The 12,100-nt window shown below is 66.5% G+C and carries 9 protein-coding genes; 4 read left to right on the top strand and 5 right to left on the bottom strand.

Features of this window, described 5'->3' with window-relative positions:
- Nucleotides 1-9: 9 nt before the first annotated feature.
- The 5 genes from argC to BUR28_RS01870 all read right to left on the bottom strand — a co-directional run bounded on the left by argC (nucleotide 10) and on the right by BUR28_RS01870 (nucleotide 4,870).
- Nucleotides 10-1,038: an N-acetyl-gamma-glutamyl-phosphate reductase gene (gene argC, locus BUR28_RS01890; RefSeq protein WP_074218575.1), complete on the bottom strand. Its 1,029-nt coding sequence runs from the start codon at nucleotides 1,036-1,038 to the stop codon at nucleotides 10-12.
- 98 nt (nucleotides 1,039-1,136) lie between these two features.
- Nucleotides 1,137-1,742: a hypothetical protein gene (locus tag BUR28_RS01885; RefSeq protein ID WP_074218574.1), complete on the bottom strand. Its 606-nt coding sequence runs from the start codon at nucleotides 1,740-1,742 to the stop codon at nucleotides 1,137-1,139.
- Between the two features lie 153 nt (nucleotides 1,743-1,895).
- Nucleotides 1,896-2,708 carry a glutamate racemase gene (locus BUR28_RS01880; RefSeq protein ID WP_074218573.1) on the bottom strand — a complete coding sequence of 271 codons (813 nt, stop codon included), beginning with the start codon at nucleotides 2,706-2,708 and terminating at the stop codon, nucleotides 1,896-1,898.
- Nucleotides 2,709-2,712: 4 nt separating this feature from the next.
- Nucleotides 2,713-3,585: a lysophospholipid acyltransferase family protein gene (locus tag BUR28_RS01875; RefSeq protein ID WP_074218572.1), complete on the bottom strand. Its 873-nt coding sequence runs from the start codon at nucleotides 3,583-3,585 to the stop codon at nucleotides 2,713-2,715.
- A 379-nt stretch (nucleotides 3,586-3,964) separates the two neighbouring features.
- On the bottom strand, nucleotides 3,965-4,870 hold the full coding sequence (locus BUR28_RS01870) for a LysR family transcriptional regulator (RefSeq protein WP_074218571.1): 906 nt from the start codon (nucleotides 4,868-4,870) through the stop codon (nucleotides 3,965-3,967).
- 155 nt (nucleotides 4,871-5,025) lie between these two features.
- Here BUR28_RS01870 and BUR28_RS01865 point away from each other — a divergent pair, with 155 nt between their 5' ends.
- The 4 genes from BUR28_RS01865 to BUR28_RS01850 all read left to right on the top strand — a co-directional run bounded on the left by BUR28_RS01865 (nucleotide 5,026) and on the right by BUR28_RS01850 (nucleotide 12,070).
- On the top strand, nucleotides 5,026-8,430 hold the full coding sequence (locus tag BUR28_RS01865; RefSeq protein ID WP_074218570.1) for an indolepyruvate ferredoxin oxidoreductase family protein: 3,405 nt from the start codon (nucleotides 5,026-5,028) through the stop codon (nucleotides 8,428-8,430).
- A 117-nt stretch (nucleotides 8,431-8,547) separates the two neighbouring features.
- Nucleotides 8,548-9,357, top strand: coding sequence for a lytic murein transglycosylase (locus BUR28_RS01860; protein WP_074221473.1), 810 nt, complete (start codon nucleotides 8,548-8,550; stop codon nucleotides 9,355-9,357).
- A 65-nt stretch (nucleotides 9,358-9,422) separates the two neighbouring features.
- Nucleotides 9,423-11,582, top strand: coding sequence for a phosphoribosylformylglycinamidine synthase subunit PurL (purL, locus tag BUR28_RS01855; RefSeq protein ID WP_074218569.1), 2,160 nt, complete (start codon nucleotides 9,423-9,425; stop codon nucleotides 11,580-11,582).
- Nucleotides 11,583-11,587: 5 nt separating this feature from the next.
- Nucleotides 11,588-12,070 carry a GNAT family N-acetyltransferase gene (locus BUR28_RS01850; protein ID WP_074218568.1) on the top strand — a complete coding sequence of 161 codons (483 nt, stop codon included), beginning with the start codon at nucleotides 11,588-11,590 and terminating at the stop codon, nucleotides 12,068-12,070.
- Nucleotides 12,071-12,100: the final 30 nt, after the last annotated feature.

Here is a 12,100-nt window from a genome sequence, read left to right as displayed (position 1 = left end):
CTCACTCCGTCAGGGGAAGCACGGCGCCAGCATCAGCCCCGTCTCCTCCGCGATCCCCAGCATCAGGTTGGCGTTCTGCATCGCCTGCCCCGACGAACCCTTGGTCAGGTTGTCGAGCGCGGCGATCACCATCGCCCGGCCCGGCCGCCTGTCCCCCACCACCCCGATATGCACGAAGTTCGAGCCGCGCACATGCCGCGTGGAGGGATGCTCGCCCAAAGGCAAAACCTGAATGAAGGTCTCATCTTCATACGCGTTTGCCAAGGCGGAATGAATGGCCTGCGGATCACCTTTCAGCCAGCAGGTCGCCAGGATGCCGCGATTGGCCGGAATCAGGTGGGGCGTGAACTGTACCTCGACGCGGCGGCCCGCGACCTTCGAGAATTCCTGGTCGAACTCGCCCAGGTGCCGGTGGATGCTGCCCGCGGCATAGGCATGGAAGCCCTCGGACAACTCCGCATGGAGCAGGTTTTCCCTGAGCGCCCTGCCCGCGCCGGAAACCCCCGCCTTGAGGTCGATGACGATGTCGTCGAGGTCGATCACGCCGGCCTCGATCAGAGGCCGGATCGCGTATTGCCCCGTCGCGGCGTTGCACCCCGTGCCGGCCACGAGCCGCGCGCCCCGAATTTCGTCGCGGTAGAACTCGGTCAGACCATAGACGGCCTCCGCCTGCACCTCCGGCGCGGCATGGGCCTTGCCATACCATTTCTCGTACTCCGCCGGGTTACGCAGGCGAAAATCGGCGGACAGGTCCACGATCTTCAAATCGCGCGGCAACTCGCGGATGACCGCCTGGCTGGTGGCATGGGGCAGTGCGCAGAACGCCAGATCGACGCCCGAGAAGTCGAGCTCCTCGATCTTCACGAGGTCGGGAAGGTCAAGGTGGCGCAAATGCGGAAAGACGGCGGCCATGGGCAGCCCGGCCTTGCGCTCGCCCGACAGGGCGGCGATGCGCAGGCTAGGATGGGTCGAGATCAGCCTGACAAGTTCGGCCCCGGTATAGCCCGAGGCGCCGAGGATGGCGACGCTGTGCGGCATGGCAGCCCCCGCTGCAACGAAAAATGCGGACCCGCGGGTCCAAGGCACCTTTTCGGGCCTCGGCGCGCCGGACGCAAGGGCCCGCTGCGTTGCCGCAGCTATTCGTCCCCGCGACGGCGCAGAAATGTAACCGCGGCCAGCGCCGAAGCCAGCAGCAGTCCGCCGGCGGGCAGCGGCACGGAGGGCAACGAGGATTGCGGCAAGTCGACCGTGTAGCCAATGCCGCTGGGTGCCGTGCTGTAGGTGCCTTTGATCGCCAGAAAGAGCGTGGACCCAAGCGCCGGGTCGGTATCTATGATGAAATCGGCCGAGGTGTTCCCGCCCTCGACCCAGTTTTCGAGACTGACGCTCGACGGCGTCACCGTTCGTGTCGCCCACCGGTTATAGGGCGGGCTGAAGCTGTTGTTGCCACGGATGAACGGCGCGTAGCTGTAATAGAGTTGGAAACCCGCCCCGTTACGAATGCTGGTATCCGCAAGAGCAAAGCTCAGGGCGATCGACGATTCCGTACCCGGCAATCCGAGGGCGAGGTAGTCCCAGTCCCGGCCGGTCAACGTACCCGAAACCGCATCGAAGCCGCTATCGACCAAGGTCGGATCGGTCGCCACCGACGAATACTCGCTCGTCTCGTGCAAGGTCGCAGCTGCTGCGGCGGAGCCGAACGAAAGAAGCGCCACCGATACCAGAGACACCAAAGAATTCATGTCATGTCCTCACACAAGACCAGTTCTACATGCGTAAGCTTGTCTACAAGCGTAAGCTTGTCTACAAGCGTAAGCTTGCCTTGCGTGTAGACATTCTTGGAACTCTTATAAACCCGCACCGGGATCAGGTCCGCATCCCGGCATGCGCATGGCTCAGGCAGCGCGGAACTTGATGCGTCGACGCAGGAACTGCGTCGCCTTGTTCGACACCGCAGCCGGGTTGCCGGTGGTCAGGAACATCCCCTCATCGCCGGGCCCCAGCATGTCGGGGTGGCGGCCGAGGTAATCGGCAAGGCTCTCGGCGACGAGGTTGGCCTGGGAGTAGACGGCCACATCCGGCCCCAGCGCCTCCTGGAAGGCGGCTTCCATCAGCGGGTAGTGCGTGCAGCCGAGGATCGCGGCTTCCGGGTGGGGCATCCGCCGCTTCAGCGCCTCGACATGGCTGCGCACCAGCGCTTCGGCCAGGATCTCGTCGCCCTCCTCAATGGCATCGACGAGGCCGCCACAGGGTTGGGCCTCGACATCCACCCCGATGGCCCGGAACGCCAGTTCGCGCTGAAACGCGCGACTCGCCACGGTTGCCGGCGTGGCGAACAACGCGACATGCTTCACCGCGACCTCGCGCGGGGGGCTGTTGTCGCCCCACTGCCGCTCGGTCAGCGCCTCGATCAGCGGCACGAAGACGCCCAGCACCCGCTTGTCCGAGGGAACCCAGTTCTCCTGCATGCGCCGCAGCGCCGCCGCCGACGCGGTATTGCAGGCCAGGATGACCAGATCGCACCCGGCACCGAACAGCCGGCTCACACCCGCCGTTGTCAGGCCGTACACGTTCTCGGCATCGCGCACGCCGTAGGGCGCGTGGGCATTGTCGCCGAAATAGACGAAAGGCACCTGCGGCAGCCGTCGGGTGACGGCCTCCAGCACGGTCAGCCCGCCCAGCCCCGAGTCGAAAATTCCAACCGCCATTCCCTCACGCCCTGCGCTTCTGGTCGAACTCGTAGCCGTAATCCAACGACTTGAGAGGACTCGGCGATAATTCATATGTGGAGTTGCGCAGGAAATCCATCATCGCCTTGGTATCCCCCCCAAGGGCATTCAGCCGCGCCCTGTCGATTGGCTCGCCGATCACCACGCGGACCGGCTCGTCGACACGCGTGCGGAATTCCTTGATCAGAAGCGCAAGGCGCAATGTCTCATGCAGGTGGCTGGCAAGCTGGAACAGCCGCGAATTGTGCCCGTCGAAGAAGATCGGCACGACGGTTGCGCCCGACTTTGCCACCATTCGCGCGGTGAAGCTGCGCCACCCCGGGTCCATCGGGCAGGAAAACGGACGCGCCGAAGTCGAGACCGTGCCCCCCGGAAACACGCCGATGGCACCGCCCTCGGCAAGGTAGGTGAGTGCCGCCTTGCGAGTGCGGATGTTCTCTTGGATGGCACCCCGCGACTCGCCGAAGTCGATCGGCAGGATGATCCGGTTCAACGCCTCGGCCTTGCGGAAGACGGAATTCGCGAGGATGCGGAAATCGCCCCGAACGCGGCTGAGGATATGCCCCATCACAAGCCCGTCGAGGATGCCGTAGGGGTGGTTCGCGATCAGGATCAGCGGACCACTGGCGGGGATGTTGCCTATGCTGCCCGCCACGATGTCGAGGCTGAGACCATAGCGGTCGACCATCACCTCCCAGAAGTCGCGCCCCCGTTCGACCTCCAGCTCGTAGCCCCTGGCCCGGCGGATCAGCCCGATCCGCCCCGTGGCGTTCTCGAGCATCCGGATGAATGCGCGTCCGCCCCGCGTCTGCGCGGAACTCGCGTAGCTGATGTCACGCGCGACATGGCCCCGCATGCCCGTTCCCGTCCGTCGTCTCGCCCGTTCCCCCGGTATCCGGCGGGCGTACACCAAAACGCCGCGCCGTCAAAGAGGGTTGCGCACGCAGCACCACGGCGCCACGGAAGCAATTCGCGCTCGCTAATCCGTGGCCAAGACCGCAGCAAGCGCCCGCGCGCCGCATAGAACCCGGGCAACCGCCCCACCAAAGCGCCCAAAATGCCAGCAACCGGCGTGCTGAAAAAAAAGGCCGAGCAAAAGCTCGGCCCAAGTCCAACAGGGAGGTAAAGACGAAAGCTAGTTCCGCCTTCGCCCAAGCAATTATGGACGCTCAGCCTCAGGTTCAACACAAAAATAGTAGCGAATCGGCATGTCCGTCATGCGTGTGACAGATATCTCACAATCTTGACGTGTCCTTCTCGCGCTGCCGCTTCTGCGTGATCTGCTCTGTGATGAACTCACGGAACGCCGCGATCCGGCGCGAGGCACGCAGTTCTTCCGGGTAGGCTAGGAAGACAGGCACCTCATTCGACTCGACGGTGTCGAGGACGCGCACAAGCTGGGGATGATCCTCGGTCACGTAGTCCGGCAGCACCCCGATCCCCAGCCCGTTCAGCACCGCCTGCAGCACGCCGAAATAGTTGTTCACGGTCAGCGTCGACCGGATATCGTGGGTCATCAGTTCGCGGACTAGGCGCGCGCCTGCGCTGACCTGGGTCGAACTTGTGTTCTGGCAGATCAGGCGATGCGTGCCGAGATCGTCCATCGTGGCGGGCGTGCCATGCGCGTCCAGGTAGGGCTGCGTTGCGTAAAGCCGCATCCTGACGCTCATCAGGCGCAGCCGGATCAGATCCGCTTGGCTGGGTTCCTTCATGCGGATCGCGACATCGGCCTCGCGCATCGGCAGGTCGAGCACGTTCTCCTCGAGCATCAGGTCGATCTTGAGCTCGGGGTAGCGCTCGTAGAGCATGGGCAGGCGCTTGGCCAGCCATAGCGAGCCGAAGCCGGTGGTCGTGGTCACCCGCAACTCGCCGAAGACCTCTTCCACGCTGTCGCGGATGCGCGCCACCGCCGCCTCCAGCCGCTTGCTCATGGCGCTGGAGGCATCGAACAGAAGTTCGCCCTGCTCGGTGAGAATCAGCCCGCGCGCGTGGCGGTGGAAAAGCGTCGAGCCCAACGCCTCTTCAAGGGCGCGAATCTGGCGCGAAACGGCGGATTGCGACAGGTGCAAGGTTTCGCCGGCATGGGTCAGGCTCCCGGCATCCGCCACGGCATGAAAGATCCTGAGCTTGTCCCAATCCATCCTGCAAGTCCTGCAAAGCTGCTATCACCTACGCGCAAGTTTCCTACAGGTCTCATTTCTCCGATTGCAAATGGAGATGTGGCAAGGAATTGATTTTGTAGGTCATGACTTTTGACCTAACATAGCAGTAACGCCACGCCACGGGAGGGGCGACCATGACCCGACAGGACATAAGCCTGCACGATCGCTACGATCTTTCCAAATCTCCGGTGCTGCTCAATGGCACCCAGGCGCTGGTGCGCCTGATGCTGATGCAAAAGGCGCGCGACCGTTCCGCGGGGCTGAACACCGCCGGCTACGTCACCGGCTATCGCGGCTCGCCGCTCGGCGCGGTCGACATGCAGCTGGCCCGCGCGAAGGCCGATCTCGAGGCCGCGAACGTCGTCTTCCAGCCGGGGCTCAATGAGGACCTCGCGGCGACGGCGCTCTGGGGCACCCAACAGGCCGAACTACGCGGCGAAGGCAAGTATGACGGCGTGTTCGGCCTCTGGTACGGCAAGGGGCCGGGGGTCGATCGCTCGGGCGACGTGATGCGCCACGCCAACATGGCGGGCACCTCGCCCAACGGCGGCGTGCTGATGGCAATGGGCGACGACCATACCGGCGAATCTTCCACCACCTGCCACCAGTCGGACTGGGCGATGGTCGATGCCTACATGCCGGTGCTATCGCCCGCGGGCGTACAGGAAATTCTCGATTACGGGCTCTACGGCTATCAACTCTCGCGTTATGCGGGCGTCTGGGCCGGGCTCAAGCTGATGAAGGACACCGTCGAGGTCACCTCCGTGGTCGATGGCCGGCCCGACCGCATGTCCTTCGTCACACCCGAGTTCCAGATGCCCGAGGGTGGGCTGAACATCCGGCTGAACGATCACTGGGTGCCGCAGGAGGCGCGCATGATCGATTACAAGAGGTTCGCCGCCGAAGCCTTTGCCCACGCGAACAGGATCGACAAGCGGCTCTGGGGGAAACCCGGCGCCAAGATCGGGCTGGTGGCGGCCGGCAAGAACTGGCTCGACCTCGTCAGCGCGCTGGGGCTGCTCGGCATCGACGCGGCCGAGGCCGAGCGCCTGGGCCTCACCTGCTACAAGGTGGGCCAGACCTTCCCGCTCGACATGAAGGGATTCGCGGACTTCGCGGAGGGTCTCGACCTGATCGTCTGCGTGGAGGAGAAGCGCAAGCTGATCGAGGTGCAGGCCAAGGAGGCGATCTTCCACGACCGGCGCGGCCGTCGCATTTACGGCTGGAAGAACGACCGGGATGAGGAACTCTTCCCCACTCGCTACGCGCTCGACCCCATCATGATCGCCGAGAGGCTGGGCGAGATCCTCATCGAAGAGGAGCGCGGCTCGGAGGCGCTGGAGGCCGCGCTATCGCGCATCCGCGAGGCGCGCCGGGCCGACAATGCCGAGGACCTGGCCGCGCGCCTGCCCTATTTCTGCGCAGGCTGCCCGCATAACACCTCAACCAAGTTGCCCGAAGGCAGCCGCGCCTATGCAGGGATCGGCTGCCACATCATGGCGCTGTGGATGGACCGCGAAACCAGCGGCTACACCCATATGGGGGCCGAGGGCGCGAACTGGATCGGCGAAGCGCCGTTCTCGACCCGGCCGCACGTTTTCCAGAACCTCGGCGACGGCACCTACAACCATTCGGGCCGGCTCGCGATCCATGCTGCCATCGCGGCCGGCACCAACATCACCTACAAGATCCTCTACAATGACGCCGTGGCGATGACCGGCGGCCAGGGCAACGATGGCGGGCTCGGCCCCGAGCAAATCGTCGCCGAACTGCTGGCCGCCGGGGTCCGGCGCGTGGACGTGGTCTATGACGAGAAGGAAGATCTCGACCCGCGCAGTTTCCCGAAAGGCGTCGCCTGCCGCCCGCGCGCGGAGCTGATGCAGGTGCAGGACGAGTTGCAGAAACTGGAGGGCGTGACCGCCATCGTCTACGTCCAGACCTGCGCCGCCGAGAAACGCCGCCGCCGCAAAAAGGGCGCCTTCCCCGACCCCGACACGCGCGTCTTCATCAATACCGATGTCTGCGAGGGCTGCGGCGATTGCGGGGTGCAGTCGAACTGCGTGGCCATCGTGCCGGTGGAAACGGAGCTTGACCGCAAGCGGGCCATCGACCAGTCCGCCTGCAACAAGGATTTCTCCTGCCTCAAGGGGTTCTGCCCGTCCTTCGTCACGCTGAAGGGCGCGGCGGTGCGCAAGGAAGCGTCGGTGGAGATCGAGATCGGCGATCTGCCCGTGCCGGAATTGCCGCCCATCGACGGCACGTTCAACGTGGTCATCACCGGTGTCGGCGGCACCGGGGCGGTGACCATCGGCGCAGTCCTCGCGATGGCCGCCCATGTCGACGGCAAGGGGGCGGGGATGATGGAGATGGCCGGCCTTGCCCAGAAGGGCGGCGCAGTGCACATCCATTGCCGGATCGCCGGGACACCGGCGGATATCGGCGCGATTCGGGTGGCCACCGGCGAGGCCGACGCGGTGATCGGCGGCGATCTCGTGGTCACGGCCGGGGCCAATACCATCGGGCTGATGACCAGCGGGCGCACGGGGGCCGTGGTCAATTCCCACGACATCGTCACCGGCGCCTTCACCCGCGACCCGGAGTTCCGGGTGCCGTCGGACCGGCTGAGGTTGAGCCTCGAACGCCGTCTGAAGGACCGCGTTCAGTTCCTCGATACGACGGAACTGTCGCGCCGTCTCATGGGCGACACGATCTTCGCCAACATGATCGTCGCCGGCGCGGCCTGGCAGCGCGGGCTCCTGCCGCTGTCGCTCGATGCGATCACCCGCGCGATAGAGTTGAACGGCGCGGCGGTCGCGGGCAACAAACGCGCCTTCGAGATCGGGCGCTGGGCGGCCGAGAGCCCCGAGGCCGCGGCACGGGTCATCGCTTGCGAAACCGTGGAGAAGCCGAAGACGCTGGCCGAGAAGATCGCCTTCCGCGAGGCGCAGCTGCGCGATTACCAGTCTGCCCGGCTGGCCCGCCGCTACCGCAAGCTGGTGGACCGTGCCGAGGACCCGCGGCTTCGCGAAGCCATCGCGAAAGGTTACCACAAGCTGCTGGCCTATAAGGACGAATACGAAGTCGCAAGGCTTCACCTGGCAACCGCCGAAAAGGCGCGGGCCGAGTTCTCGGGGGATTTCGAGGTCACCTACCTGCTGGCGCCGCCCTTCCTTGGCGGCAAGGGTCCGGACGGGCGGCCCAGAAAGCGCCGCTTCGGGCCGTGGATGGGCCATGCATTCAAGGCGCTCGCGGCGATGCGGCGCCTGCGGGGCACGCCGGTCGACCCGTTCGGCTGGCAGGCCGAGCGGCGGCGCGAGCGCGCGGCGATCCGACGGTATGAGGCGGACACGCGCGAGGTGCTGGACACGGTGCGCCCCGAAACGCGCGACGCTGCCGTGGCCTTGGCCGAGCTGCCGCTGAAGGTCCGGGGCTTCGGCCCGGTGAAGCGGACCGCGGAGGACGAGGCCGAAGCCCGGCGCGCAGAACTGCTGGCGACAATCCGCTCGGGCGGCGCGGGCCTTCGGGCGGCGGCGGAATAGCCCCTGGCCCCGGCGACCCTGTGGCCTCCGCGCCGTCGGTCCACGGAAATGCCTAGCGCGCCATTGGGCTACGGCGCCGCGCGCGCTATGATTCAGGCGCATTCGTTGGGGGAGCCGATGCGTTCGCGTGCGTTTTTTCTTCCGTTTCTCGCGTTTCTCGCCGCGGCCTGCCTCCCGCCGGCGGCTCTCGCCGCGCCCTGCGGGACCTCTTCCGCCGGATTTGCGGCCTGGAAGCAGACCTTCGCGGACGAAGCCCGCCGCGCCGGCGTGGGCCAGCGCGGCCTCGCGGCGCTGGCCGCCACACAATACGCGCAGCGCACCATCAATGCCGACCGCAACCAGCGCAGCTTCAAGCTGAGTTACGCCCAGTTTTGCCAGAAGCGCGGCTGCGACGTGATCGTGCAGCAGGGACGCCAGCGCAAGGCGCAGAACCCCGCCTTCTACGCCGCGCTCGAACGGGCCTATGGCGTGCCCGCAGGCGTCCTGATCGCGATTCACGGCATGGAAACCGGCTTCGGCGGCTTCATGGGCGACGCCAACGTCCTGAACGCCACGGCCACGCTTGCCTATGACTGCCGGCGGCCGGATTTCTTCACCCCGCACCTGATCGGGGCGCTGAAGATGATCGACCGGGGCATGATGTCGCCGGGCAGCATCGGCGCGATGCATGGCGAGCTTGGCCATACCCAGTTCCTGCCGGGCAACGCCCTGAAATATGGCCGTGACGGCAACGGCGACGGGCGGGTCGACCTGGGCAACGTGGTGGACGCGCTGGCCTCGACGGCGAACTACCTGCGCCAGAAGGGCTGGCGGCCCGGACAGCCCTACCAGCCCGGCACCCGAAACTACGAGGTGCTTGGCGAGTGGAACGCGGCCAGCGTCTATCAGCGCGCCCTGGCCGAGATGGGCGCGCGCATCGACGGCTGAGCGCCCCTTCCCCTGCCCGGCGCCATGGCCTAAACAGCGCGCATCTGGCGGAATGGGGAAGATCGATGCAGGAACCGGCGATCACCGACGAGCTGATCGAGGCACACGGGCTGAAACCGGAGGAATATGCCGAGATCCTGAGGCTGTTGAACCGCGGTCCGACCTTCACCGAACTCGGCATCTTTTCGGCAATGTGGAACGAGCATTGTTCCTACAAGTCGTCCAAGAGATGGCTGCGCACCCTGCCGACCGAAGGGCCCCAGGTCATCTGCGGCCCCGGAGAGAACGCGGGCGTCGTCGATATCGGCGACGGGCAGGCCGTGGTGTTCAAGATGGAGAGCCACAACCACCCAAGTTACATCGAGCCCTACCAGGGCGCGGCGACGGGCGTGGGCGGTATCCTGCGCGACGTCTTCACGATGGGGGCGCGGCCCGTCGCGGCGATGAACGCGCTGAGTTTCGGCGAGGTGAGCCATCCCAAGACGCGGCAACTGGTGCATGGCGTGGTCGAGGGGATCGGCGGGTACGGCAACTGCTTCGGCGTGCCGACCGTGGGCGGCGAGGTCCGTTTCCACCCCGCCTGTAACGGCAACTGCCTGGTCAACGCCTTCGCCGCCGGTCTGGCCGATGCGGACAGCATTTTCTACTCGGCGGCCTCCGGCGTCGGCATGCCGGTCGTCTATCTCGGCGCCAAGACCGGCCGCGACGGCGTGGGCGGCGCCACGATGGCCTCGGCCGAATTCGACGAGGGCATCGAGGAGAAACGCCCCACGGTGCAGGTCGGCGACCCCTTCACCGAGAAGCGCCTGATGGAGGCCTGCCTGGAACTCATGGCCTCGGGTGCGGTGATTTCGATCCAGGACATGGGGGCCGCGGGGCTGACCTGCTCGGCGGTCGAGATGGGCGACAAGGGGGGGCTGGGCATCCGGCTCGACCTCGACCGCGTGCCCTGCCGCGAGGCAAACATGACCGCCTACGAGATGATGCTCTCGGAATCGCAGGAACGCATGCTGATGGTGTTGCGGCCCGAGAAGGAGGACGAAGCCAAGGCGATCTTCGACAAGTGGGATCTCGACTTCGCCATCGTGGGCGAGACCATCGACGAGGACCGCTTCGTCATAGAGCACAAGGGGCGCACCTGGGCCGACCTGCCGCTCAAGGCGCTCTCGGGCAACGCGCCGGCATACGACCGCCCCTGGGTCGCGACGCCCGCAGCCGCACCGATCGAGGACGTGCCCGGCATCGACCCCATCGATGGGCTCAAGGCGCTGATCGGCCACCCCGATCACGGGTCTAAACACTGGGTCTACGAGCAATACGATACCCAGGTCATGGCCGACACCGTCCGCAGACCCGGCCTAGGCGCGGGCGTGATCCGCGTGCACGGCACCGACAAGGCGCTGGCCTTCACCGCCGACGTGAATCCCTGCTACGTCCGGGCCAACCCCGTCGAAGGTGGCAAGCAGGCGGTGGCCGAGGCCTACCGCAACCTCAGCGCGGTGGGCGCGCGCCCGCTCGCCGCCACCGACAACCTAAATTTCGGGAACCCCGAAAAGCCCGAGATCATGGGCCAGCTCGTCGGGGCGATCGAAGGCATCGGCGCGGCGTGCCGGGCGCTCGACATGCCCATCGTGTCGGGCAACGTCTCGCTCTACAACGAAACCGACGGCCAGCCGATCCTGCCCACGCCGACCATCGGGGCGGTCGGCCTGCTCGACCATCTCGACGACCTGATCGGCGGCCAGCCGGAGGCCGGTCATATCGCGATGGTTCTGGGCGAAACGGACGGACATCTCGGCCAATCGGCCCTGCTGCGCAAGGTGTTCAACCGCGAGGACGGCGACGCGCCCCATGTCGACCTCGACGCCGAACGCGCCCATGGGGCGTTTCTCCGCGCGAACCGCGCGCTGATCGCGGCGGCGACCGACCTGTCCGACGGCGGTCTCGCGCTGGCCGCCTTCGAGATGGCCGAGGCCGCGGGCATCGGCGTGACCCTCGATTTCGCCGACACGCCCCTTCTCTTCGGTGAGGACCAGGCGCGCTACCTCATCGCCGCGAGCTTCGATTCGGCCGAGGCGCTGATGGTCGAGGCCGGAAAGGCGGGCGTCCCGCTGCTCTGCGTCGGGCGGTTCGGCGGCGACATGGTCGATTTCGACGGCGCGGCCGCGTCCCTGGCGGAACTGTCGTCGCTCTACCGTGGCGCCTTCGCCGACGCGGTGGGGTGAGCCCGATGACGCAGAGTATCCGCATCGCGACCGCTGCCGACTTTTCCTTCATCCACGCGGTCGCCGGTCGCCCGGACTACGCACGTTTCGTGGTAGACGAAGACGACGATGCCCTCGCGGCGCATCTGGCCAGCCCGGACCGCACGCTCGTCGTCTGGCAACCGGACGGCACGCCCGAGGGCTTCGCGCTGTTCTGCGAACTCGACAACCCGGCCGGCCGCACCGAGCTGCGCCGGCTTGCCCTCGCACAGACCGACCGGGGGCGCGGGCGGCCCTTTCTCGACGCGCTGATCGGCTATGCCTTCGACGCCCTCGGCGTGAGGCGAATCTGGCTCGACGTGGCCGGCGACAATGTTCGCGCCCAGACGCTCTACCGGCGCGCCGGATTCACCTGCGAGGGTACCTTGCGGCGCCATTGGCGCCGCCCGGCGGGCGATATCGCCGACCTGATGCTGTTCGGCCTGCTGCGCGAAGAGTGGCCGTCCTGACCGCTTGCAGGCACGCGCCACGCAATCTAC

It is taken from the genome of Rhodovulum sp. ES.010 (assembly GCF_900142935.1).
Taxonomy (GTDB): domain Bacteria; phylum Pseudomonadota; class Alphaproteobacteria; order Rhodobacterales; family Rhodobacteraceae; genus Rhodovulum.
The sequence above is the reverse complement of the archived record's forward strand: the minus strand, read 5'-3'. Positions and strand labels throughout refer to the sequence as shown.